The sequence below is a fragment of the Pelagerythrobacter marensis genome, from assembly GCF_036700095.1.
Lineage (GTDB): Bacteria > Pseudomonadota > Alphaproteobacteria > Sphingomonadales > Sphingomonadaceae > Pelagerythrobacter > Pelagerythrobacter marensis_A.
Window position 1 is genome coordinate 152,413 of record NZ_CP144918.1, and the last position, 24,085, is coordinate 176,497.

23 protein-coding genes are annotated in these 24,085 nt (G+C 65.9%); 14 read left to right on the forward strand and 9 right to left on the reverse strand.

All coding sequences use genetic code 11. The annotated features are described in order from the left end of the window. Position 1 precedes the first annotated feature (1 nt). From V5F89_RS00740 to V5F89_RS00750, 3 genes are read left to right on the forward strand one after another with little or no spacing between them, the layout of a single operon-like run. A complete protein-coding gene (locus V5F89_RS00740; RefSeq protein ID WP_338446356.1) occupies positions 2-676 on the forward strand; it encodes a TPM domain-containing protein in 675 nt (224 codons plus the stop codon). Next, positions 676-1,215, forward strand: a complete 540-nt coding sequence (locus tag V5F89_RS00745) for an NUDIX hydrolase (RefSeq protein ID WP_338446357.1) — start codon at positions 676-678, stop codon at positions 1,213-1,215. Before V5F89_RS00740 ends, V5F89_RS00745 begins: the two co-directional genes overlap by 1 nt. 1 nt (position 1,216) lies before the next feature. Beyond that, positions 1,217-1,999 (forward strand): SDR family oxidoreductase, encoded by a 783-nt coding sequence (locus V5F89_RS00750; protein ID WP_338446358.1) that lies wholly within the window; start codon positions 1,217-1,219, stop codon positions 1,997-1,999. Between the two features lie 37 nt (positions 2,000-2,036). Here V5F89_RS00750 and V5F89_RS00755 read toward each other — a convergent pair whose 3' ends face one another. Continuing rightward, complete coding sequence (locus V5F89_RS00755) at positions 2,037-2,258, reverse strand: PspC domain-containing protein (RefSeq protein WP_338446359.1); 222 nt, start codon at positions 2,256-2,258, stop codon at positions 2,037-2,039. Then, positions 2,255-2,374: a recombination protein F gene (locus tag V5F89_RS00760; RefSeq protein WP_338446360.1), complete on the reverse strand. Its 120-nt coding sequence runs from the start codon at positions 2,372-2,374 to the stop codon at positions 2,255-2,257. The genes V5F89_RS00755 and V5F89_RS00760 overlap by 4 nt, the downstream gene beginning before the upstream one ends. A 228-nt stretch (positions 2,375-2,602) precedes the next feature. Between V5F89_RS00760 and recF the strand changes: the two genes are divergently transcribed. Beyond that, positions 2,603-3,682, forward strand: coding sequence for a DNA replication/repair protein RecF (recF, locus tag V5F89_RS00765; RefSeq protein ID WP_338446361.1), 1,080 nt, complete (start codon positions 2,603-2,605; stop codon positions 3,680-3,682). Between the two features lie 255 nt (positions 3,683-3,937). On the opposite strand, the gene V5F89_RS00770 is transcribed toward recF, so the two are convergent. Beyond that, positions 3,938-4,642 (reverse strand): arylesterase, encoded by a 705-nt coding sequence (locus V5F89_RS00770; RefSeq protein ID WP_338446362.1) that lies wholly within the window; start codon positions 4,640-4,642, stop codon positions 3,938-3,940. A 47-nt stretch (positions 4,643-4,689) separates the two neighbouring features. On the opposite strand from V5F89_RS00770, the gene V5F89_RS00775 reads away from it, so the two are divergent. Then, positions 4,690-5,379 carry an ABC transporter ATP-binding protein gene (locus V5F89_RS00775; protein ID WP_338446363.1) on the forward strand — a complete coding sequence of 230 codons (690 nt, stop codon included), beginning with the start codon at positions 4,690-4,692 and terminating at the stop codon, positions 5,377-5,379. Further along, positions 5,372-7,891, forward strand: coding sequence for an ABC transporter permease (locus V5F89_RS00780; protein WP_338446364.1), 2,520 nt, complete (start codon positions 5,372-5,374; stop codon positions 7,889-7,891). The genes V5F89_RS00775 and V5F89_RS00780 overlap by 8 nt, the downstream gene beginning before the upstream one ends. Before the next feature lie 943 nt (positions 7,892-8,834). Here V5F89_RS00780 and V5F89_RS00785 read toward each other — a convergent pair. The 4 genes from V5F89_RS00785 to ligK all read right to left on the reverse strand — a co-directional run bounded on the left by V5F89_RS00785 (position 8,835) and on the right by ligK (position 14,398). Then, positions 8,835-11,459, reverse strand: a complete 2,625-nt coding sequence (locus tag V5F89_RS00785; RefSeq protein WP_338446365.1) for a TonB-dependent receptor — start codon at positions 11,457-11,459, stop codon at positions 8,835-8,837. 332 nt (positions 11,460-11,791) lie between these two features. Next, positions 11,792-12,679 carry an amidohydrolase family protein gene (locus tag V5F89_RS00790; protein ID WP_338446366.1) on the reverse strand — a complete coding sequence of 296 codons (888 nt, stop codon included), beginning with the start codon at positions 12,677-12,679 and terminating at the stop codon, positions 11,792-11,794. After that, positions 12,672-13,730, reverse strand: a complete 1,059-nt coding sequence (locus V5F89_RS00795; protein ID WP_338446367.1) for a 4-oxalomesaconate tautomerase — start codon at positions 13,728-13,730, stop codon at positions 12,672-12,674. The genes V5F89_RS00790 and V5F89_RS00795 overlap by 8 nt, the downstream gene beginning before the upstream one ends. Continuing rightward, entirely contained in the window at positions 13,727-14,398 is a 672-nt protein-coding gene (gene ligK, locus V5F89_RS00800; RefSeq protein ID WP_338446368.1) for a 4-carboxy-4-hydroxy-2-oxoadipate aldolase/oxaloacetate decarboxylase, read from the reverse strand. Before ligK ends, V5F89_RS00795 begins: the two co-directional genes overlap by 4 nt. Before the next feature lie 94 nt (positions 14,399-14,492). Here ligK and V5F89_RS00805 point away from each other — a divergent pair, with 94 nt between their 5' ends. The 8 genes from V5F89_RS00805 to V5F89_RS00840 all read left to right on the forward strand — a co-directional run bounded on the left by V5F89_RS00805 (position 14,493) and on the right by V5F89_RS00840 (position 21,849). Further along, positions 14,493-15,644 carry a LysR family transcriptional regulator gene (locus tag V5F89_RS00805; RefSeq protein ID WP_338447476.1) on the forward strand — a complete coding sequence of 384 codons (1,152 nt, stop codon included), beginning with the start codon at positions 14,493-14,495 and terminating at the stop codon, positions 15,642-15,644. A gap of 63 nt (positions 15,645-15,707) precedes the next feature. Next, positions 15,708-16,517, forward strand: coding sequence for an NAD(P)-dependent oxidoreductase (locus V5F89_RS00810; RefSeq protein ID WP_338446369.1), 810 nt, complete (start codon positions 15,708-15,710; stop codon positions 16,515-16,517). Continuing rightward, the gene (locus tag V5F89_RS00815) at positions 16,514-17,539 is read left to right on the forward strand and encodes an amidohydrolase family protein (RefSeq protein WP_338446370.1); all 1,026 of its coding nucleotides are present in this window, start codon (positions 16,514-16,516) and stop codon (positions 17,537-17,539) included. The genes V5F89_RS00810 and V5F89_RS00815 overlap by 4 nt, the downstream gene beginning before the upstream one ends. Then, positions 17,536-18,570, forward strand: coding sequence for an aromatic ring-hydroxylating dioxygenase subunit alpha (locus V5F89_RS00820; RefSeq protein WP_338446371.1), 1,035 nt, complete (start codon positions 17,536-17,538; stop codon positions 18,568-18,570). Before V5F89_RS00815 ends, V5F89_RS00820 begins: the two co-directional genes overlap by 4 nt. Continuing rightward, positions 18,567-18,968 (forward strand): protocatechuate 4,5-dioxygenase subunit alpha, encoded by a 402-nt coding sequence (gene ligA / locus V5F89_RS00825; protein ID WP_338446372.1) that lies wholly within the window; start codon positions 18,567-18,569, stop codon positions 18,966-18,968. The genes V5F89_RS00820 and ligA overlap by 4 nt, the downstream gene beginning before the upstream one ends. Position 18,969: 1 nt before the next feature. Then, a complete protein-coding gene (locus V5F89_RS00830) occupies positions 18,970-19,869 on the forward strand; it encodes a class III extradiol dioxygenase subunit beta (protein ID WP_338446373.1) in 900 nt (299 codons plus the stop codon). A gap of 31 nt (positions 19,870-19,900) precedes the next feature. Next, a complete protein-coding gene (locus V5F89_RS00835) occupies positions 19,901-20,863 on the forward strand; it encodes a Gfo/Idh/MocA family oxidoreductase (protein WP_338446374.1) in 963 nt (320 codons plus the stop codon). Then, the gene (locus V5F89_RS00840) at positions 20,863-21,849 is read left to right on the forward strand and encodes an aldo/keto reductase (protein WP_338446375.1); all 987 of its coding nucleotides are present in this window, start codon (positions 20,863-20,865) and stop codon (positions 21,847-21,849) included. Before V5F89_RS00835 ends, V5F89_RS00840 begins: the two co-directional genes overlap by 1 nt. A gap of 176 nt (positions 21,850-22,025) precedes the next feature. Here the strand turns inward: V5F89_RS00840 and pobA are convergent, their stop codons facing one another. Further along, positions 22,026-23,198 carry a 4-hydroxybenzoate 3-monooxygenase gene (gene pobA, locus V5F89_RS00845; RefSeq protein WP_338446376.1) on the reverse strand — a complete coding sequence of 391 codons (1,173 nt, stop codon included), beginning with the start codon at positions 23,196-23,198 and terminating at the stop codon, positions 22,026-22,028. Further along, positions 23,195-24,085, reverse strand: coding sequence for an amidohydrolase family protein (locus V5F89_RS00850; RefSeq protein WP_338446377.1), 891 nt, complete (start codon positions 24,083-24,085; stop codon positions 23,195-23,197). Before V5F89_RS00850 ends, pobA begins: the two co-directional genes overlap by 4 nt.

The window sequence follows — 24,085 nt, forward strand, 5'->3', positions numbered from 1 at the left end:
GATGGCATATCTCACGACCGACGGGCATCGCATTGTCACCGAAGCGGTCGCCGCGGCCGAGCTGGAGACCTCCGGCGAGATCGTGACCGTGATCGGCGATCGTTCGGACGATTACAACGATATCGCCCTGCTCTGGGCCGTGGCCGCCGCATTCACCGCGATGAGCGCGGTCGCGCTGCTGCCCGAAGTCTTCCTGGCGGGGATCGACTGGCTGATGGGCGGGTGGACCCACGAATGGACCCCGGGCGAGCTGTTCGGCATTCTCACGGCCGTCGGCCTGCTGACCTTTGCCGGGGCCTGGGCGCTTCAGCTGTGGCAACCGCTCAAATTCGCGCTCGTCCCCGGCCCGGTGAAAAGCGCGCGCGTGCACGCCAAGGCGGTCAAGCTGTTCAAGGTCGGCGCGGAGCGGCGCACCCACGGGCGCACCGGCGTGCTGATCTATCTCTCCATGCGCGAACATCGCGCCGAAATCGTCGCCGACCAGCCGATCGCCGAGAAAGTCCCGGCCGAAGTCTGGGGCGAGGCGATGGCGGACATGCTCGCGGAAATCCGCAAGGGCTGCGTCGCGGAAGGGATGGCGGCCGGGGTGCGCGATGTTGGCACGGTGCTCGCCGGCCATTTCCCGCGCGCGGAGGACGACCGGAACGAACTGCCCGACCGGCTGATAGAGGTCTGATGACGGCAGACCGGGACGCGCCCGAAGACATCGTCTGGCAGGGCAACTACGTCGTCGCCAAGAAGCGCGGGCGGTGGGAATATGTCTCGCGCCCGCGCAATATGCGCGCGGCGGCTATCCTGGCGGTGGAGGACGACCACGTCCTTCTGGTGGAGCAGTATCGCGTCCCGCTGGGCCGCGTGTGCCTGGAACTGCCCGCCGGGCTGATCGGCGACGACCCGGGATGCGAAGACGAAACGGCGCAAGCCGCCGCGGTCCGCGAGCTGGAAGAGGAGACCGGCTATACCGCCGCGCGGATGGAGGATCTGGGCGAGTTCCACTCCTCCCCCGGCATGCTGAGCGAAAGCTTCAACCTGCTGCGCGCCCACGGGCTGACCCGGATCGGCGAAGGCGGCGGAACCGACAGCGAAGACATCGCGGTCCACCGCGTGCCGCTGGACGAAATCGGGCAATTCGTTGCCCGGCGCCGCGCGCTGGGCCATGCCATCGACGTAAAGATCGCCCTCTTGCTGGCGGCAGGATTCATCGGGGAGGATTGACATGGCAGGCAGATGCGCGGGCAAGCTGGCGCTGGTGACCGGGGCAGCGCAGGGGCTGGGGGCGGCCCATGCCCGGCGCCTGGCCGAAGAAGGCGCGCGCGTGCTTTGCACCGATATCAACGGCGACGGGGCGGCGGCGACAGCGGCGGCGATCGACCGCGACCTGGGCGACGGCACCGCGTTCGCGTGCGCGCACGACGTGACCGAGCCGGAGCAGTGGGAAGCTGCGGTCGAGGCTGCCCGCAGCCAGCTGGGCGGGCTCAACGTGCTGGTCAACAACGCCGGGATCGGCGTCGGCGGCAATATCGAGGCGTGCGATTTCGCAGATTGGAAGCGCTGCTTTTCGATCAACGTCGATTCGATCTTCCACGGATGTCAAAAGGCGCTGCCGCTGATGCGCGAGCACGCGCCGGGATCGATCGTCAATATCTCCAGCATCGCGGGGCTGATCGCGAGCGACACGATGCCCGCCTATAACGCCAGCAAGGCGGCGGTCTGGATGCTGACCAAGTCGATCGCGCTGCACTGCGCGAAGAACAACATGGACATCCGCTGCAATTCGGTGCATCCCACGTTCGTCGACACGCCGATCCTCGACGGAACGGCGCGGCACCATAATCTGGAAAAGGGCGTGTTGCTCGAGAAGCTGGCGCGGCAGATTCCGCTCAAATTCGTCGGCGAACCGAACGATATCGCCAATGCCGTGGTCTATCTGGCGAGCGACGAAAGCCGCTTCATGACCGGGGCCGAGATCAAGCTCGACGGCGGCATTTCGGCGATGTGACGGGTCGGCGATGTGACGGGCCCCGCCGGGGAGCCCGTCAGTCGGCGATCAAGGCGATGGCGAGATAGACCAGGATCAGCGATCCGAACCCGATCAGCGTTCCGGCGACGAAGCCGATGCGAACCCAGGTGGGATCGATAGCGAAGTAATTCGCGATTCCCCCGCATACGCCGAACAGCTTGGCATTGCCCTTGTCGAGGCGGAAGCTGCGGTCCGGCGATACGGCGGGCTTTTCGGTATGGCGGTCGAGCCGGCTCATACCAGGATACCGGCGGGGCTGGCGGGGACGATCGCGGCGGCGAAGATGACGGCCGAGACGGCGAAAGCGGACACCGCGGCGAGGACCCGGTTGCTCATGTCGTTGAACGATTGCATGGTAATTTTCCCTTCCTTTGTTGCGGTCCGAGGGGCGATCCCTGCGAACACCCGGTGCTTTGCAGGGGGCGTGCCAGTTTCGAAAAACCGCGGAAATCCGCGCTTTGTTGAGCCAGCCGACCCGGTTCACCAGTCATTCATTCCCGCTCCTTGGGAATTTTCGCCACATGTCGGGAGCGGGAAAATCGATAGTCTTGGCCAAGCCGCCCGGCTATCGCCTGCGCTTCGATGGCGCTCGATCTCATATCCCTTTCCGACTTCCGCAATCATGCGCGCAGCGAGCTGTCGGGCACCGGGCATTTCAATCTGCTCACCGGAGAAAACGGCGCGGGCAAGACCAACGTGCTCGAAGCGCTGTCGCTGCTCGCGCCCGGCCGGGGGCTGCGCCGCGCGCCGCTGGCCGAAATGCCGCTGGGCGGCGGCGACGGTTTTTCGGTCGGCGCCACCCTGACCGACGGATCGGGCGAGCCGGTGCGATTGGGCACGTTCGTTCGCCCCGATCGCCCCAATCGCCGGCGCGTCCAGGTCAACGGCGCGGAAGCGAGTGCCGCGAGCCTGGGCGAATGGCTGGCGCTGAGCTGGCTGACGCCTGCCATGGACCGTCTCTTCGCCGACAGCGCGGGCGGGCGGCGGCGGTTCGTCGATCGTATGACTCTGGCGCTCGATCCCGCCCATGCGAGGCAGGCAGCGCGGTACGAAGCGGCCCTGCGCGAACGCAACCGGCTGCTGGGCGACGAGGCCCCGCCCGATCCGGTCTGGCTCGACGGCGTGGAACGGCACATGGCCGAACACGGAAGCGCGCTGGCCCGGTCCCGCGCGCGCACGATCGCGGCGGTGGCGGCGGCTCTCGCCGAATTCCCCGACGAACCGTTCGCGCGCCCGACGCTCGCCTATGCCGCGGGGGGGCCGGTCGATTTGGCCGATTTCGCCGCGGCCCTGCGCGAAAGCCGCCGCCGCGACCGACAGGCAGGGCGTACGCTCACCGGCCCGCATCGCGACGATATGGAGGTCGTCATGGCCGGCAAGGACGTGCCTGCCGCGATCTGCTCCACCGGCGAGCAGAAGGCGATGCTGATCGCGATCACGCTGGCCCATGCCGAGCTGGCCGCGCGGGGGAGGCCCGGCGTGCTCCTGCTCGACGAAGTGGCCGCCCACCTCGATCCCGTGCGGCGGGAGGCGCTGTTCGACCGGCTGCGCGCCGGCGGCTCGCAAGTCTGGCTGACCGGGACCGAACCGACGCCTTTCGCCGCCATCGCCGGCGAGGCGGCAATGTGGATGGTCGAACGCGGACAACTTGCGCGGCGTTGAACTCTAGCGCCGGGACCGATCGCGATTCTGGTGGCTGTCAGCCTCGCCCTACGCCGAAGCCCGGGGGCACCTCTCGCTCCCTCTGTCATTCCCGCGAAAGCGGGAATCGATAGTCGGACCGGCCGGACCCTGGATCCCCGCTTTCGCGGGGATGACAACAGAGGTTGCGCGGGGATGACAACGGAGGTTGCGCGGCTATCGGCCACGCGCGGCTGCCTGTGGCTCGGCCCCCGCTGCACTCGCCGTCGTCCGGGCCTAGTCGCCGCTCGTCTCGTCTTCCGGCAGGGCGGCCGCCACTTCGTCGGCGGTTGCCGCGACCAGCGCATCGATCCCTTCGGCGGTCGGGTGAATGCGGTCGGGCTGGATCAGTTCGGGCCGATCGTAGACCGGCTCGAGGAAGAACGGCACCAGATCGGCGCCGTACTCCGCCGCCAATGCCGGATAGAGCGCGTCGAACGCCTGCTGGTATTCCGGCCCGTAATTGGGCGGCGCGCGCATTCCCATCAGCAGAACGGGAATATCGCGCTCCCGCAGGATCTCCAGCATGCGCGCGAGATTGGCCTGCGTCTCTGCCGGTTGCAGCCCGCGGAGCAGGTCGTTGCCCCCAAGCTCCAGGATCACCAGGTCGGGCGCGCGTTCCTGGGCATCGAGCGTGAAGGCAAGCCGCTGCAGCCCTGCCGCGCTCGTATCGCCGGAAACGCCGGCATTCGCGACGCGCGCGTCGATCCCGCGTGCGCGCAGCGCTTGTTCCAGCCGTGCGGGATAGCTTTCGCCGTCCGCCAGATTGTATCCGGCGAACAGGCTGTTCCCGAACGCGAGAATGCGCCGTTCAGGCCCGCTGACCGGTGCCGCTTCCGCCGCGATGTCCTCGCGCGCGGCGGTTTCGCGCGGCGGCGCGTCGCCGCTGCCGCATCCGGCCAGCAGAATGACGGCAATGATCGACGAACGGGCGAGACGCATCGGCAAGGCTCCTTGTTCCTTCCCCATGCCTATGCCATCGCCGGGACGTGACAAGTCCCCCTCTCGCCGTTTCGGCACGAAATCTTACTCTCACCCTCGGCCAGTCGGGTGCTCCGGTCGAAATCCTTCGCGGGATCGACCTCGACGTGCGCACCGGCGAGATCGTCGCGCTGCTCGGCCCCTCCGGCTCGGGCAAGAGCTCGCTGATGGCGGTCCTGTCCGGCCTCGAACGCGCGAGCGGCGGCACTCTGCAGGTCGCGGGCGAGGATTTCGCGACGATGGGCGAAGACGCGCTGGCGCTGGCCCGGCGGGGACAGATCGGGATCGTCCTCCAGGCTTTCCACCTCCTGCCGACGATGACCGCGCTGGAAAACGTCTCGACCCCGATGGAACTGGCCGGCGAGAGCGACGCGAGGGGCCGCGCGCGCGCCGAACTGACGGCGGTCGGCCTCGGCCACCGGCTCGACCACTATCCGCAGCAGCTGTCGGGCGGCGAACAGCAGCGCGTGGCGATCGCCCGCGCGATCGCGCCGCGGCCGCAATTGATCTTCGCCGACGAACCGACCGGCAACCTCGACGTGGCGACCGGACACGCGATTATCGACCTGCTCTTTGCGCGCCGCGCGGAAACCGGCGCCACCCTGCTGGTCATCACCCACGATCCCGAGCTGGCCGCGCGGTGCGAACGGGTCGTGACGATCGAGGACGGCCGGATCGCGAGCGACACCGGTGGCTAGGGCGCTGCCGCTCGCCACCGCATGGCGGATCGCGCGGCGCGACCTCAATGCGCGGTTCAAGGGGCTGCGCCTGCTGCTCGTGTGCCTGTTCCTCGGCACCGGCGCGCTTGCCGCGATCGGCACGCTGACCGGCGCGATCGAGCAGGAACTTGCCGAAAGCGGTCAGGTCCTGCTCGGCGGCGATCTGGAAGTCGAGGTGTGGCAGCGCGACCTGCGCCCCGACGAAAAGGCCGCGCTTGCCGAATATGGCCGGGTTTCCGGGGGAACGCGGTTGCAGGCGATGGCGAGCGCGGGCGACAGCGCCGCGCCGGTCGAGCTGAAGGCGGTGGACGACGCCTGGCCGCTATACGGCGCGCTGACGCTGGCCGACGGGCGGACGGCCGGCGCACCGGCGGCGGGCGAAGCGTGGCTGGCCCAGGGTGCGATGGACCGCCTGGGCATTGCGGTCGGCGACCGGTTCCGCATCGGCACGCAGGAACTGGTCGCGGCGGGAATCATCGCCGACGAGCCCGACCGCCTTTCCGAAGGGTTCCAGCTCGGCCCCACGGTTATCGTCGCCGAGGACCTGCCGCAACGCGCCGGCCTGATCGCGCCCGGGGCGATGTATCAGAGCAAATACCGCGTGGCCTTCGCGCCCGACCGCGACCCCGAAACGGTGGAGGAGGCGCTGGAGGAGCGCTTTCCCAACGCCGGGTTCGATTTCCGCACGCGCGATCGCGCCTCGCCCGGGGCGGACCGCTTCGTCGGGCGCATGGGCGAATTTCTCACTCTCGTCGGGCTGGCCGCGCTGGTGATCGCGGGCATCGGGATCGGCGGCGGGGTCACCTCCTATCTCGAGGCGCGCCGGGCGAGCATCGCGACGCTCAAGGTGCTCGGCGCGACCAGCGGCGACATTGCGCGGATCTACGCGCTGCAGATCGCCGCCGCCGCGCTGGTCGGCAGCGGGCTGGGGCTGGCGGCGGGCGTGCTGGTCACGCCGCTGCTGTCCGCCGTGCTGCAGGATCTCCTGCCGGTGCGCAGCGGCTTCGTATTCGCACCCGGCGCTCTGGCATTGGCGGCGGGATATGGCCTGCTGGTGGCGCTCGTATTCGCCGCGACCCCGCTCCTGCGCGCGCGGCGCTTTCCCGCAATGGCCCTGATGCGCGCAGGGATCGTCCCCCTCGTCCGCGATCGAACCGCGCTGCGCTGGGTCGTTGCCGGGCTGGCGGGGATCGTCGCGCTCGTCCTGCTCACCTCGCGCGATCCCGGGCTGGCGGCGCTCTTCCTGCTCGGCGCGGCGGCGACGCTGGGTATGCTGACCTTGCTCGGCCGCGCGATCGCCCTGCTCGCGGCGCGCCTGCCGCGGCCGGCGAACCCGCTGCTGCGCAATGCGATCGCCAACTTCCACCGGCCCGGTTCCTCGACCGGCCCTCTGGTCACGGCGCTCGGCTTCGGACTGTCGGCATTCGTCCTGCTGGCCGGGATACAGACCGCGATAAACGGCAATATCGAACGCCGCGTGCCCCAGCAGGCGCCCGACTATTTCGTGCTCGATATCCCGCGCGATCGCGCCGCGCAGTTCGAGGCGCTGGTGGAAAGCGAGCATCCCGACGCCGCGATCAGAATGGTGCCCGCGCTGCGCGGATCGGTTCTGGCCTACGGGCCGCGCGATGCCATGACGCGGGTCGCCGACCTGGAGGAAATTCCCGAAGGCGCCTGGGGCCTGCGGGGCGAGCGCGGGCTGACTTATGCCGACCAGGTTCCCCCGGGAAACACGCTCGTCGAAGGCGAATGGTGGGGCCCGATGTGGAGCGGGGAACCGCTCGTCTCGGTCGACGCGGAACTGGCCGAAGCCGCCGGGATCGCGGTCGGCGATTACATCACGATCGGCGTTCTCGGGGTGGAGCGCACCGCGCGGGTCGCCAGCCTGCGCCGGATCGACTGGGAAAGCATGGGCTTCAACTATGTCTTCGTGTTCAGCCCCAATGTCCTGCGCGACGCGCCGCACAATCTCGCGGCGACCGTCCAGCTGCCCGAAGGCTCGGATACCGGCCCCTTGCTGCGCCGGCTGGTCCGCGCGTTTCCCTCCAGCTCGGTGATCGAGATCGGCGGGGTCCTGGCCCAGGCCCGCACGATCCTGGGCCAGGTGGGCATTGCGACGTTCGCCGCGGCCTCGGTCGCGGTGCTTGCCGGGCTGGCGGTGCTGATCGGGGCGATCGCCGCGGCGCGCGCCGCGCGGACATACGATACGGTGATCCTGCGCGTGCTCGGCGCAAGCCGGCGGCAGGTCCTGACGATGCAGCTGGCCGAATACGGGTTGCTGGCGCTTGCCCTGGCGGCGGTCGCCTTCGCCCTGGGGTCGGCGCTGGCCTGGCTGGTCGTCACGCGCCTGTTCGAATTCGACTGGCTGCCCGACTGGGGCGCGATGCTGGCCGTGCTCGGCGCCGGGCTGGCCGTGGTCGTCGCATTCGCCCTCGCCGGATCCCTCCCCCTCCTCCGCGCCCGCCCGGCACAGGCGCTGCGCGCGCTGTAGCCGCGTTTGCGCGCCCCTCCGAGCCCCTGCGAAGGCAGGGGCCTCAGGCGGTTGGCGCTGTGCCTGATGCCTCCCGATCCCCAGCGCAGGCTGGGGCCTTAGGCGGTTGGCGTGTCGCCTGACAGCACGAGACCCCAGCCTGCGCTGGGGCTCGGGGAGGGGGAGAGGAAAGGGGAGAGAAACGGAGGGAGAGAAACGGAAAGGCAGACAGGCACACCCCACCATCCGCTGGCGAGTGCGGACCTTACGCCGGGGCATGAAGGCAAGCGGACGGAATCGGCCGGTGCCGCCTGGGCATCACAGGATTGCCACCTGGGCGTCACAGGGTTGCCTTGGTAACATCGTTGCGAACGGCGAAAGGGGTTACGGCAACCTTTCGCTCGGCCCTTAAGGGCTGCGAGGCGAGATACGGCCAGGGCTCGCCGGCACCGTATCCGTCGGGGGCATCCCTGGGCTCTGCGGCGTTGAGGCCCACCGCAGGGCCGAAAGGGACAGGTCCCCCGAAAACTCCTCGCAAACCGGCAAAGGGGGCTTTCTCTAAAAGGTCACTAGCCCCCCGAGGCACCGGCCGTCTGGACGAAGCGGCCTGCGTGACGCGTACACGCTCCGCCCCCGTCGCTGTGTGCCAGAGTGGACTGGCGGGGCTCCTATAACCCAATGGGTTATAATTGTCAAGCCATTTTTGCCATAACCTGCCCCCCTCCCGAGTCCCAGCGCAGGCTGGGACCTCGTGCTATCGGGCGACACGCCAGCGGCCTGAGGCCCCAGCCTACGCTGGGGCTCGGGAAGTTTCAAACGCAGCGCCGGTGGCCTGAGGCCCCAGCCTGCGCTGGGGCTCGCGAGGGTTGCCGGCGTTGCGCCGGAAGTCTCTCGATCGCGATACGAAAAGGGGCCGCCTTGCGGCGACCCCTTTGTCGTTGGCAATCGGCCGGACGCCGTACGGTCAGAACTTGAACCGCACGGTGCCGCCGTAAGTGCGCGGCTGGTTGGGATAGCCCGAGACGGTGCCCGCCTGCGCCACGCCGTCGAAGATCTGCGTCATATACCGGTCGTTGGTCAGGTTGCGCACGAAGCCGCTGATTTCCAGCCCCATGTCCAGCGCCAGCGTCAGCGATGCGTTGACCTGGTTGACCTCGCGCCGGAACAGGCGCGCCATCGCGATGCCCGTCTCGTTGCTGTCGAAGCCGGTCAGGCCGTCGGTGATCTGCGTGTTGCTCTCGTGATAATAGTCGAGCCGGCCGATCAGCGCATTGCCCGACATGCCGAACTCGTGCGTGTAAGTGGCCGAAGTCGCGATCGTCCACTCGGGAATGCCCGCCGGGCGCATCCCCGAAAGATCGCCCAGCGTCGAATTCGGGAAGCTGTCGTACTTCGGATCGAGGTAAGTCAGCGCGAAGGTGAACACCAGCGGATCGGCGGGCTGGATCACCGAATCGAACTCGAACCCGCGGGTCGACTGCTCGCCCGCATTGGCCAGCGCGAAGCCGGTTCCGGTGAAGACGTTCGACTGGAAGCCTTCCAGCGTCTGGTCGAACAGCGCCATGTTGAACTGCAGGCCGGGGAAATCGCCCTTCAGCCCGACTTCGTAGACCTCCGCCTCTTCCGGCCCGGCGAAACGGGTTCCGGTGGTGAGGTTGGCCACGCCCAGCCCGGCATCGCGGATCGGCGACGAAGGCGCGAGGATCGTGCTGCCATACGGCCCCGGCGTATAGTCGGCCGGCAGCGGGCGGCTGTCGCGCGAGAGGTTGACCGAGGACGCCTTGAAGCCCGTCGCATACGTGACATAGGCGTTGAGGCGGTCGGTCACGTCGAACGCGGCGCGCAGCGTATAGCTGAAATCGTCGTCGCGCGTGCGCCCCGGCTCGACCGCGTTGGGCACGTTCAGGAACGGCGGCAGGAACTGCAGCGGCTGCAGCGCCAGCAGCGGATTCGTCGCCGGATCGGTCGCCCCGGCGGCAATCGCCTCGAACGCCGCCGGATTGTCCTGCCGGAAGGCCGCGATGGTCGCGCCGTCGACGCTCCCCGGCGGCACGCCCAGCGCATTGGCGATCTGCCCCACGATCACCACGTCGACCAGGTTGACGTTGGCGAGCGGGTCGAACGAATCCTGCTCGAGCGTGAAATCCTTCTTGTCCTTGGTGTAATTGAACCCGGCGGTCAGCGTCAGGCCGTCGAACGGTTCGAAATCGACCGTGCCGAAAACCGAATAGGCTTCGTTGTCGAGGGTGAAATATTCGCGGGTCGACGGCCCTTCGGCGAAGATCGACCCTTGCGCGAAGCCGAGCTGGTTTTCGACGAAGCCGAGCGTGCCGGGCGTGCCGCCGCCGGCCAGCAGGTCGAAGAACGGGCGCGCGTCGGGGCCGTTGGCAAGGCCGCTGTGCTGTTCGACCTGTTCGTTGAAGTAGAACCCGCCGAGGAGGAAGTTGACCGGCCCGTCGAAATCGGAGGCGATCCGCAGTTCCTGCGTGAAAGTGTCGTAAGCCTGGTCGCGCATTTCGCTGACCACGTCGGCGCTGGAGAAGTCGACATCCTGCCGGCTGAGCGAGCGCAGTTCGCGATAGGCGGTGATCGAGGTCAGCGTCAGCGCGCCAAGCTCGAGATCGGCCTGGAGCGACCCGCCGTAGCTCTCGATCTCGTTGACCGGCAGGGTGTTGAGATAGGTCCGGTCCGAAAACAGGTTCTCCGGGTCGATCTCCCCGCCCACCGCGAACAGCAGCGGCACGGTCGGCCCGGCGACGACATTGCCGGCGAAGCAGCACAGCTCGTCGATCTGGGAATAATCGCCGATCGCGCGGATGCGCAGGGGGCCGCCGTTTTCGAACAGCAGTTGCCCGCGCACCGAATACCGGTCGCGCTCGTTGATCTTCTCGTCGAGATTGACGACGTCGACATAGCCGTCGCGCTTGTTCAGATTGCCGTCGAGCGAGAAGGCGATGCTGTCGCTGATCGGGCCGGTGATGTCGCCCTTGAGCACGATCTGGTCGAAATTGCCGTAAGTCGCGCTGACCGATCCGCCGAAGTCGAACTGCGGCGCGCGCGTCACGACCGAGATGACGCCGGCCGAGGCGTTCTTGCCGAACAGCGTCGATTGCGGTCCGCGCAGGACCTCGACGCGCGAGACATTGGCGATATCGGCGATCTGCCCGGCCGAGCGGGAGCGGAACACGCCGTCGATGAACACGCCGACCGACGGTTCGATGCCGGCGTTGTTGGCGCCGTTGCCGAACCCGCGGATGATGAAGGTGGTGTTGGCCGAGCTTTGCAGCTGGCTGACGCGCAGCGACGGCGCCACGGTCTGCAGATCGATGAGATCGCGGATTTCGGCCCGCTCCAGAGTCTCGCCCGACGTCACGCTGACCGAAACGGGCGCTTCCTGCAGCGTCATCTCGCGCTTGGTCGCGGTCACCACGATCGTGGCGCCGGTCGAGACCGGGGGCGGTGCCTCGCTGTTTTCCTGCCCGGATTCGGGCGGCGATGCCGGTGCATCCTGCGCGAACGCCGAAACCGGCAGGGCGACGCCGGCCACGCCTGCGAACAGGGCCGAGCGAACGGAAGCTGAAAAGCGCATTGAGTTTCCTCTCCAAAACCTTCGTGAACGAGGCCATGCGGGATTAGACCCCGTCGGGGCCGCGAATAAGTCCTCGATCGAGACCTCTCAAGCGCGCGAATAGGCCCGGCAGGATACCGGGAAAGGCAATGTGCCTTTCGAGTCACAGGTGCCGCTACGGCAACGCGGCAGACACGGCCGGCAGGATTTCGGGCCTCGCGAAAAAGCGCTTACCTCTGCCGTTTTTCGACGCCGGGGTGGCGCCAGCCGTCCCCCCACAGGTAAACTCTCGCCCAAAGGGAGGAGGCCTGCGCTTGTCCGAAAGCTCCAGGGAGCCTTGCGGACTGTTCGGCTTACGATTCGCCCCAATAGAGGCGCAGCGGATTGCGCACCAACAGCTTCTCCTGAAGGTCTCGATCAGGCGCGATTCGCGGGATCATATCGACGAGATGGCCATCGTCGGGCACCTCGTCCTGCATGTTCGGGTGCGGCCAGTCGGTCCCCCAGATACAGCGGTCGGAATATTCGGCGACCAATGGCGCGACAGCCTCTGCGAAAGCGTCCCAGGGATCCCCGCCCCCGCCGGCCTTCTTCGCATCCAGGCGATCGGGACAGGTCGGCTTGAAGAAAATATCCTCGCGGCTGTCGAGCAGCGCACGAAAGGCCCTCATGTCTGCCCCCTCGGGCCCTTGGGATACGTCCGGCCGTCCCATGTGATCGATTACCACGGGCACGGGGATGGCGTCGATGAACGGCCGCAGTTCCGAGAGAATGTCCGCCTCGAAATAGACGACGACGTGCCAGCCTTCCGGCAACCGACGCGAAACCTCGAGAAACCTGTCCTGCGGCGCGTCGTCGACGAGGCGCTTGAGGAAATTGAACCGGACGCCTCGAACGCCCCCGCTGTGCAGCGCCGCGAGTTCGGCTTCGCGGATCGCAGGATCGACCACCGCCACGCCGCGCGCCCTGCCCTCGGACCTGGCGATGGCGTTAAGCATCGCGGAATTGTCGGTGCCGTGGCAACTCGCCTGCACGATGACATTTTTCGCGAAGCCGAGGTGATCGCGCAGTGCAAACAGATCGTCCGGCCCGGCATCCGCGGGCAGGTACTTCGCCCTGGCGCTGAACGGGAACTGCGCCATCGGGCCGAAAACATGACAGTGCGCGTCGACAGCCCCCGGCGGGGGCAGGAAGCGCGGCTTCGACGGATTGCGGTGCCAACTGGTTATACGATCAGGCATATACGATCCCGTCCATCAGTTTGCGCGCGGTCCGAAGCAGCGCGCTCGAGACCACCTCGCCCGCATCGTTCACTTCGAGGACGCAGCGCATTTCTCCGGTCGGATGTTCGATCCCCAGGGTCTTGCGGGGACCATCGGGCACCCGTGCGACATCCGCCGCCGGAGAACCTTGCACCAGGCAAGCGGTTGCGACGGTAACGGCGCCCAGCACACCGATACTGGCGTGGGCGCGGTGGGGAATGAACACCCGCGCGGTTATGGCCCCCCCGCCGCGCGGCGGGGCGACGAGCGTCATCTTGGGAACCGACTTGGCCGAAACGTCGCCAAGGTTCATCAAGGGGCCGGCGGCCAGACGAATGGCTTCGATCTTATCGCGTATCGGCGCGAACGCCTCGCTTTCCAGTTGCTCACGCGTTTCATAGCCGGTCGCCCCCACGTCGCGGGCGTCGAACACCACACAGGGCATTCCGTTGTCTATCAGCGTGCAGCGCACTCCATCGACCAGGTCGACGGAACGTCCGGTGGGCAGCAAGGCGCCGCAGCTCGATCCGGCGGTATCGAGGAATTCGACCGGTATCGGCGCGTGCGTCCCCGGGACCCCGTCGATCGATGCCTCGCCAGCATAGCACACAGTGCCGCCCGGGGTACGCACGTCCTCGATCGCGACCTGCCCGGTGTTTTCCATGTATATGGTCACGCGCGTCCGGCCATCGGCGGCCGGCACCAGGCCCCGTTCGATAGCGAACGGTCCCACTCCGGCCAAGATATTGCCGCAGTTCTGCTGGTCGCTCACAATGGCCCGATCCACGAACACCTGCAGAAACAGATAGTCGACATCGATCCCCTCGCGTGCCGACTTGCGGACGATGGCGACTTTGCTGGTGAGCGGATCGCCGCCGCCCATCCCGTCGATCTGCCGCGGGTCCGGGCTGCCCATTATGCGAAGAAGGAATTCGTCCCGGGCGCGGCGATCGTCGGGCAGGTCGTCGGCAAGGAAATACGCCCCTTTCGAGGTTCCGCCCCGCATCCACATCACGGGTGCGGAAATCATATGTACCTGAGCCCTTCGCGTTCGAGCCTTTCGCGCATGTCGTACATGTCCAAGCCGAGTTCGCCGTTCGCCAGCCGCTTCCGCTTCGTTTCCTCGCTTGCTTCCCGTGCGCGCGCCTTTTCGAGCACTTCCGCCGCCTCGGCACGTTTCACGACACAGACACCGTCGTCATCCGCCACGATCACGTCCCCCGGTTCGACCGCCGCCCCGGCGCACACCACAGGAACGTTCACGCTGCCAAGGGTGTTCTTGACGGTCCCCTGGGCGAAGACCGCTTTCGACCAGACCGGAAAGCCCATCTCGGTCAGATCCCGTACATCGCGCACGCCTGCATCGATGATAAGCCCGCGGCACCCGCGCGCCTGGGCACTGGTGGCAAGAAGATCGCCGAAGTAGCCATCCTCGCACGGCGAAGTGGGCGCCAGCAGGAGCACGTCGCCTTGCCGCAACTGTTCGATCGCCACATGCACCATCCAGTTGTCTCCGGGCGGCGAACTGATCGTCACGGCGCTTCCGGCGATCCGCGCACCGGAAAAAATCGGGCGCATATAGCGCGCGAGAAGCCCCTTGCGGCCCTGCGCTTCGTGCACGGTGGCAACGCCGCATGCGGCAAGCCCGTCGATCACCTCGCTATCGGCCCGATCGATATTCTGCACGACTACGCCCACCGGAAATCTCCTTTTGCCGCGAGGTTGCGCGTCCGACCCGCAAACCGCCAATGGGAACGTTTCACTCGCTATAAAAAAGTACTAATGACGCATGATGTCGAAGGCGATTCCGAATATCCGCCACCTCGCCGCGTTCGCCGCCACGGCACGCCACGGGAGCGTGACCCGCGCGGCCGAGGAGATTGCCTTGACCCAGCCCGCCCTGACGCAGGCGATCGGAACGCTGGAGCGTGCGCTCGATTGCCAGCTGTTCGAACGGGAGCCCGGCGGCATGCGCCCCACGGAACCCGCCTTGCTGCTGGCGCCGCGCGTTGAGATCGCGCTCCGGCTGATCGGATCGCCGCGAGTGACCGCGACCCAGCTGCGGGCATTTGTCGCGCTTGCCCGCAAAGGCAGCTACGCAGCCGCTTCCGAGGCGGCGGGGGTATCCGCGGCGTCGCTTCACCGGGCAGTCGCCGACCTCTCGCTGGCCCTGGGCGAGCGCCTCGTCGAACGCAAAGGGCGCCATCTTGTCCTGACCGGAAAAGGGCAGGCACGGGCGCGCAAGTTCGGGCTGGCCCTGGCCGAACTTCGTGCCGGCTATGCGGAAATCTCGGCCTGGCTTGGCAAAGCCGGAGAGCGCATAGTGATCGGAGCGCTGCCGCTGTCTCGCGCCCGCTGGCTCCCGCGCGCCCTCGTGGCATTCAGAAAGCGCCGGTCCAACGTGGCGGTGTCGGTGATCGAAGGCAGTCACGCGGAACTGGCCGGGCCACTACGCGACGGGGAGATCGACTTCCTGCTCGGCGCATTGCGTCAAGAGGAGTCGATCGACGATCTCGAACAGATCGCGGCATTTGCCGATCGGCCGCAAATCATGATGAGCGCACAGCATCCGCTGGCGGAAGCGCCGCGGATCCTGCCCCAAGACCTGCTCGCCTATCCCTGGACCTTGCCCGCGCCACGCACCCCGCTGAGAACATACTGGGAAGAGATGATGCTTGCCTGCTGCGGGCGGGTGCCGGACATCGACATCGAATGCGGCTCGGTCCTCACCATTCGGGAATTCATGCTGGAGACCGACTTCCTCACTTTGCTGTCGCCCGACCAGCTCCGGGTCGAGATCGCAGCGGGCACGCACGTATCCAGGGCGCCGCCGCGCCTGATCGAGCGGACGATCGGCATTACGACGCGAAAGGACTGGCGCCCCACCTCCGCCCAACGGGAGATGATCGCCCTCCTGCACAGCTCCGCAAAACACATTTCGTAAAAATTTATCGGCGGCGCAGGCTATTCATTGGCTCCCCGCCGTCCACTCCGACATGCTGGCGGCATGAGCAAGTCGATTGCCCTCATCGGTTTTGGCGAGGCTGCGGCCACGTTTGCCGACGCAGCCCGGTGGGCGGAGCAGGCGACGGCATTCGACACCGATGCAGCCCGCAGCGATGCAATGGCCCGGCTCGGCGTGTGCGCGGCTCCCAGCGCGCGGCGGGCGTTGGAAGGCGCCCCCTTGATCCTTTCGCTCGTCACCGCCGACCAGGCGCTGGCGGCTGCGCGCGACTATGCCGCTTGCATGAAGCCGGGCGCGATTTGGTGCGACATGAATTCGGTCGCCCCCGAAAGGAAACGCGCCTCCGCGCGCTATATCGAGGAGGCCGGGGGATACTACGTCGATGCGGCGATCCTGGCGCCGGTCGATCCCGCACGGCTCGACGTGCCGATCCTCCTTGCAGGGGCGGCCGCGGACCGCGCGCGCGAATCGCTCTTGGCGCACGGGTTCTCCAATGTCCGGCCGATCGGCGAGGAAACAGGCCGCGCCTCGGCGATCAAGATGATCCGTTCGGTCATGGTCAAGGGGATCGAAGCGCTCACCGACGAAATGATGGAGGCGGCGCAGGCCGCCGGCGTGGCCGACGAAGTTCTCGCCTCTCTCGATGCGAGCGAGAAGCAGGAGAGCTGGACCCGCCGAGTGGCCTACAACCGCGAACGCATGGCGACTCACGGTCTCCGGCGCGCCGCGGAAATGGAAGAATCCGCCAGGACGCTCCGGTCGCTGGGCGTCGAGCCGATACTGACGGAAGGCACTGCGAAGCGCCAGCGCGACGCCGCCGAGCGCACGCGAAGAACGGGGGGAACCGCATGAGTCTCGTCATCGATTGCCACGGGCACTACACCGTGCTGCCCAAGGCGCACGACGAATGGCGCGAGCAGCAGAAGATCGCGTTCGAGCAAGGTCGCCCCGCCCCGCCTTATCCCGAAATTCCGAACGATGAGATTCGCCGGACGATCGAGGACAACCAGCTCCGGCTGATCAAGGAGCGGGGAGCCGATTGCACCATCTTTTCGCCGCGGGCGAGCGCAATGGCGCACCATGTCGGGGACCAGCAGGTCAGCGCGGAATGGGCGCGACACTGCAACAACCTGATTTATCGTGTGACGCAGCTGTTCCCCGAAACATTCGTCGGCGCATGTATGCTGCCGCAGAGCCCCCGGTCGGACCTGTCGGAAAGCGTCAAGGAATTGCGCCGCTGCGTGGAAACGCTCGGGTTCGTCGGTTGCAACCTCAATCCCGACCCCGGCGGCGGCCATTTCGACCATCCCCCGCTTACCGACGAGTTCTGGTTCCCGCTGTACGAGGCGATGTGCGAGTTGGACGTACCGGCGATGATCCATGTGTCGGGGAGCTGCAATCCGGCGATGCATGCCACCGGCGGCTTCTACCTGGCGGCGGATACGGTGGCCTTCATGCAGCTGCTGCAAGGGGACCTGTTCGCCCGCTACCCCGACCTGCGGTTCATTATCCCCCATGGTGGCGGAGCGGTGCCTTTCCACTGGGGCCGCTACCGCGGCCTGGCCGACATGCTCGGGCAGCCGGCGCTCGACAGGCATCTGATGAACAACGTGTTCTTCGATACCTGTGTCTACCACCAACCGGGCATCGATCTGCTGGTCGATGTTATCGAGCACAAGAATATTCTGTTCGGCAGCGAGATGGTCGGTGCAGTGCGCGGCATCGATCCGCAAACCGGACACCATTTCGACGATACCAAGCGCTATATCGATGCTCTCGATATCGGCGAGGAAGCGCGCAGTGCCATCTTCGAGGGCAATGCCCGCCGCGTCTTCCCCCGTCTGGACGCCAGGCTGAGGGAGCGAGGCCTGTGACGACATGGCTCGAGAATGCCTGGTACGTCGCAGCGTGGGATTCGGAGGTGGATTCCACCCCCTTGGCACGAACGATCTGCGGTGTGCCGATGATGATGTACCGCAAGCTGGATCGCGCGGTCGTGGCCATGCGCGATGCCTGCCCCCACCGGATGCTTCCCTTGTCGATGGGCCTGCGCGAAGGCGATTCCATCCGATGCAAGTATCACGGCCTCAAGCTGGGGCCCGATGGTGTGGCGCAGGAAATGCCGCTGACCGGCGAGCGCGTGAACACGCGCATCTGCGCCGAAACGTTCGTCACGCATGAACGCCACCGCTTCGTCTGGGTCTGGATCGGCGACAAGGACAAGGCCGATCCGGCCCTGATACCCGACCTGTGGCCCTGTTCCGCGAACGGGTGGACATTCGACGGCGGCTATTACCACGTCGCCTGCGATTATCGCCTGATGATCGACAACCTGATGGACCTGACCCACGAAACCTACGTGCATTCAGGCTCGATCGGACAGCCCGAAATCCTCGAAGCTCCGCTGGAATGCAAGACAGAGGGCGATACGGTCTATCTCTGGCGATGGATGCCAGCGATCGAAGCCCCACCGTTCTGGCGCGGAGCGCTCAAGCAAGATTGTCCCGTCGATCGTTGGCAAATCTGCCAGTTCCTCCTCCCCTCGTCGGTAATGATCGACGTTGGCGTGGCTCCCGTCGGAGCCGGGGCCACGCTGGAAAACCACGACCAGGGCGTGCGCGGCATGGTGGTCGACTTCATGACGCCCGAAAGCGAAACGACCCACCACTATTTCTGGGGCATGGCGCGCAATTTCGACGTCGACGATGCCGGCTTCACCGCCCGGTTCAAGGCGCAACAGGGCGGTGTATTCGCCGAAGACAAGGAAATTCTGGAGGCGCAGCAAAACGCAATCCAGGCCAATCCGGATCTCAAGCTGAACGCCTATTCGATCGACCAGGGCGGCGTTCGAGCTCGCAAGATCATCGAAAAGGCAATCCGGCGGCAACAGGAAGCGAACCGATGATCGACATTCACGAATACCTGGCCGAGTTCGACGATATTCCCGGCACGCGGGTCTATACCGCGCAACGGGCACGGGCGGGCTACCACCTCAACCAGTTCGCGATGAGCCTGATGAAGGCCGAGAATCGCGAGCGCTTCCGTGCCGACGAACGCGCCTATCTCGAACAGTGGCCGATGACCGAGGATCAGAAGCAGGCCGTGCTCGTTCGCGATTACAATCGCTTGCTCGACCTTGGCGGGAACATTTACTTTCTTGCCAAGGTGTTTGCGTCGGACGGGCTCAGTTTCGTCCAGGCCGTATCGACCATGACCGGCATGACCGTGGACGAATACCAGAAGATGATGCTGGATGGCGGGCGCTCTCCCGAAGGGCTCCGCTCCACGAAGGAAGGCAACTGACATGGCGCAGATCACCGCCGGCATCGCGTGCAGCCATATCCCCGTCCTGGGGTTCGCGCACGATCAGGACAAGGAAGGCGATCCCCTGTTCAAGCCGGCCTTCGACGGATTCCGATGGACCCGCGAATGGATCCGCGCCGAAGGCAGGCCCGACGTCGTCGTGCTGGTCTACAACGACCACGCATCGGCGTTCGATATGGATATCGTGCCCACTTTCGCCATCGGCTGTGCCGAAACGTTTCCCATCTGCGACGAGGGATATGGCCCCCGTCCCGTCCCCGAGGTCGTCGGCCATCCCGATCTTGCCTGGCATATTGCGCAGAGCCTGATCCTCGATGAATTCGATATGACGATCCTCAATCGGCTGGAAGTGGATCACGGCCTGACCGTGCCTCTGTCGATGATGTACGGTCGGGTCGACGAATGGCCGGTCAGGGTCATTCCCCTCGCGGTGAATGTCGTGACCTATCCCCCGCCTTCCGGCAATCGTTGCTGGATGCTGGGCGAGGCGATTGCGCGTGCGGTCGCAAGTTTCGGAGAGGATCTGAACGTCCATGTCTGGGGCACCGGGGGAATGAGCCACCAACTGCAGGGACCGCGTGCCGGACTGATCAATCGCGAATGGGACAACATGTTTCTCGATCGGCTGATCGGCGACACGCAGGATCTGCGCCACGTTCCCCACATCGAATATCTGCGCGAAACCGGTAGCGAAGGCATTGAAATGGTGATGTGGCTGATCATGCGGGGCGCGTTGGGGCGCAAGACGCGATGCCTGCATCGGCATTACCACGTTCCTGTCAGCAACACGGCCCTGGGGCACCTCGTGCTGACGCCGGTGGACGGAACGGTTCCTCCTTCCCCCACACTCGAAGGCAACCGCGCGGCCCCCGGGCACTGATCGACTGAACACGCGAACAACGGAGCACAACATGACTGGCATTGCACTCATCGGCGCCGGGGCGTTCGGCGAAAAACACCTCGACGGTCTCAGGAACATTGACGGCGCGGAAATCGTCTCGGTCATATCGCGCCGTGCCGAACAGGCTGCCGAGGTGGCGGCAAAATACGGCGCCCGACACTCCGGGACCGAATTGTCGGAAGCCCTCGCCCTGGACGATGTCGACGCCGTTATCCTTTGCACGCCCACCCAGATGCATGCCGAACAGGCGATCCAGTGCATGGACGCGGGCAAGCATGTCCAGGTCGAAATCCCGCTGGCCGACAGCTGGGCAGACGCGCAGGCCGTGGAAGTGAGGCAGAGAGAAACCGGGCTCGTCTGCATGGTCGGCCACACCCGCCGCTTCAACCCCAGCCATCAATGGATCCGGCGGAAAATCGACGCCGGAGAATTCAATATCCAGGCAATGGATATCGAGACGTTCTTCTTCCGCCGAAAGAACATGAACGCCAAGGGCGAGCCGCGCAGCTGGACCGACCACCTGTTGTGGCATCACAGCGCGCACAGCATCGACATCTTCCAGTACATGACGGGCAGCAGGGTCATCGCCGGCAACGTGCTGCAGGGGCCGCAGCACCCCGAACTGGGCATTGCGATGGACATGTCCATCCAGCTCAAGACCGAAGCCGGCCAAATCCTGACTCTGGCGCTTTCGTTCAACAACGACGGACCCCTGGGGACATTCTTCCGTTATATCGGCGACACCGGAACCTACATCGCGCGCTACGACGATCTGGTCACCGGTCGCGAAGAACCGGTCGACCTGTCGGGCGTCGCGGTATCGTCCAACGGTATCGAGCTGCAGGATCGTGAGTTCATCGCGGCAATAGAGGAAGGGCGCGAGCCGAACAGTTCGGTCGCCCAGGTCCTCGATTGTTACCGGGTCATCGGCGAATTGGCCGCCAGTCTCGAAGCGCAGGACGGGTGGTCCTGATGCAGCGCCGGCTTTGCGGCCGCAGGGTCCATCCCATCGGGCTGGGATGCATGAACCTCTCGTGGGCCTATGGCGATCCGCCATCGCGCGAGGGATGCCTGCGCCTCCTCAACGAAGCGCTGGATCTGGGATACGACCACCTCGACACCGCCAATATCTACGGCAAGGGGGCGAACGAGGAACTGCTGGCCAATGCCGTCATGCACCGCCGGGACGAGTTTCTGCTGGCGAGCAAGACGGGGATTGTCGTCGACGGGCCGAGAAGGGGGGTCGACTGTTCGCCCGCGGCGATCGCTGAATCGCTCGACGCCAGCCTCAGGCGGCTGGGCACGGATCACATCGACCTGTTCTATATGCACCGGTTCGATCCGAAGGTGCCCGTTGCGGACAGCGTTGGCGCAATGATCCGCGCCATGGAAGCCGGCAAAATCGGCGCCTACGGGGTTTCGGAATGGTCCAGCGATCATATCCGCCAGGCCCACGCCGTCCATCCGATGGCCGCGGTGCAGACCGAATATTCGCTCTGGACCCGCAACGTGGAACTCGGCGTCTTGCAGGCGACCCGCGAACTGGGCATCGCGCTCGTTGCATTCTCGCCCGTTGCGCGCGGCGCTCTTGGCGGCAGGTTGAAAGATCCCTCGTCGCTCGCCGAAAACGACCTGCGCCGCTCACATCCGCGATTCAGTGCCGAAAACTGGCCACGCAACCTCGCCCTGCTCGATCGGTTCGACGCCTTGGCCAGCAGTGCCGGCGTGAAACCCGCGCAACTGGCGCTCGCCTGGCTGCTGGCCCAATCCGCCCATGTCCACGCAATCCCCGGCACGACCGATCTCGGCCACTTGCACGAGAACTTTGCCGCGCCGACATGCGAGGTGCCGCAGGCAATCATCCATCAGGCGGGGGAACTGATCAATCAGCAGACTGTGTCGGGCCATCGCTACCCCGAAGTCATGCGGGGCACGATCGACACCGAAGACTTCGTCTAGAGCCGCTTCCGGCAAAGTTGAAGCGGCACCGGCCCGCCCCCGACCACCCAACGGCAGAGTATTTCCTGGGTGGCCGGAAGGGCGCGCGGGCCGGTGCCGTCTCAATGAAAACGAGCCTGGCCAGAACCGCATTCCGCGGACCCCCTCGACCCGATTCAACCTGGGTGAAAACGGTTCTAAACCGGCAAGCCGACGTAGTTTTCGGCGATGCTGGTCTGGGCAGCACGGCTGTTTGCGATGTAATCGAGTTCCGCCACCTGCATCGCGCGCTCGAAAGCGCCGTCTTCCGGGAAACGGTGCATCAGGCGGGTCAGCGACCAACTGAACCGTTCCGCCTTCCACACGCGCGCCAGCGCAGTATCGGAGTAGGCGGCAATCGCATCGTTGTCCGAACGCTGGAAGAAGGCCGTCAGCGCTTCGGCAGCATAATAAACGTCGCTCGCGGCGAGATTCAGCCCCTTCGCCCCTGTAGGAGGGACGATGTGGGCGGAATCGCCGCACAGCATCAGCGCGCCAAGCCGCATCGGCGCGAAGACGTAAGACCGCAGCGGAGCGATGCTTTTCTCGATCGAGGGGCCCCGCGTGATATGCGGGGCCGCGTCAGGCCCCAGCCGGGTTGCCAGTTCGTCCCATATCCGATCGTCGGACCAATCTTCCACGTTTTCGCTGGTGGGAACGTCGATGTAATAGCGGCTGCGTGTCGCGCTGCGCATCGACGCAAGCGCGAAACCCCGCGCGTGATTGGCATAGATCAGCTCGTGATTGCACGGCGGAACGTCTGCCAGGATACCGAGCCAGCCGAAGGGATAGACGCGCTCGAACTCCCGCCCACCCCCGGTGCCGATGATGGCCTGGCGGCTCGGGCCGTGGAATCCGTCGCATCCCACGACGATCCGGGCATCGATCGTGTTCGATGTGCCGCCTTTGGAAAAGGTTACATGCGGGGCGTCGCCATCGATGCCATGGAGGGCGACGTCCTGGGCCTCGTACACGACCTCCAGCCCGCGTTCGTCACATGCTTCCATAAGATCGCGGGTGATTTCCGTCTGTCCGTAGACCATGACCTGCCGACCGGTCAGTTCGGCGCAATCGATGCGGATCAGGCGCTCGCCGTCGGCAAGATTGAAGCCATCGTGCGGCAGCCCCTCTTCCTTCATTCGCGCATCGAGGCCCAGGCGCTCCATCAGGCCCACGGTTACCTGCTCCAGCACCCCCGCCCGGATCCGCCCGAGAACGTATTCCGGTGTCCGTCGTTCGAGCACGATGCACTCGACGCCTTCGGCGCGCAGCAGATGCCCCAGCAAGAGGCCTGCGGGTCCCGCGCCGATGATGCAAACCTGCGTCTTCATTCCATCTCCTCCGCGCCGAACAAGAGATCGAGGGCATTGTCCTTGAGAATGGGCTGGCGCAGGTGAGACTTGAATCCCGCTTCGTCGAACGCCGCGATCCACTTGTCCGGCGGGATCAGCGGGAAATCGGAACCGAACAGGAATTTCCTGCCGAGCTGGCCGTTGGCATAGCGGACAATCTGCGGCGGAAAATACTTGGGCGACCACCCCGAAAGATCGATGAACACGTTGGGCTTGTGCAGCGCCATCGACAGCGCTTCGTCGGTCCACGGCCAGGATGGATGGGCCAGCACGATCTTCATCCCCGGAAACCGGACCGCAACGTCGTCGACCAGGATCGGCTGCCCCCACTTCAGACGGATTCCACCGCCGCCCGGCATCCCGGTTCCCATGCCCGAATGCCCCGTGTGGAAGATTGCCGGCAGGCCGAAGTGATCGATCACTTCATAGATCGGCCATGCAATCGGGTCGCCGGGGTCGAAATCCTGCAAGGGGGGATGAAACTTGAACCCCCGGACCCCGTACTCCTCGATCAGCCGCCTTGCCTCCAGGGCGCCCTTCTTGCCCTTGTGAGGATCGATCGAAGCGAACGCGATCATGATGTCCGCATTGTCCCCGGCCGCTTCGGCGATTTCCTCGTTCGGAATGCGGGTGATCCCGGTTCCCGCCTCCATGTCGACCGTGAACATGACCAGGCCGATCTGCCGTTCGCGGTAGTAGGCGATCGTGTCGGGAATGGAGGGGCGTTCGACCGGAATCCCGAAATACTCCGAAGCCGCCCGATTGAACTCGGCCTGGATCGGATCAAGCGGCTGGCAGCAACTGATCTCCGCGTGGACGTGAACGTCGATCGCGTTCAGCCTCGCCGCTTCTTCGCGGGTCCGCAT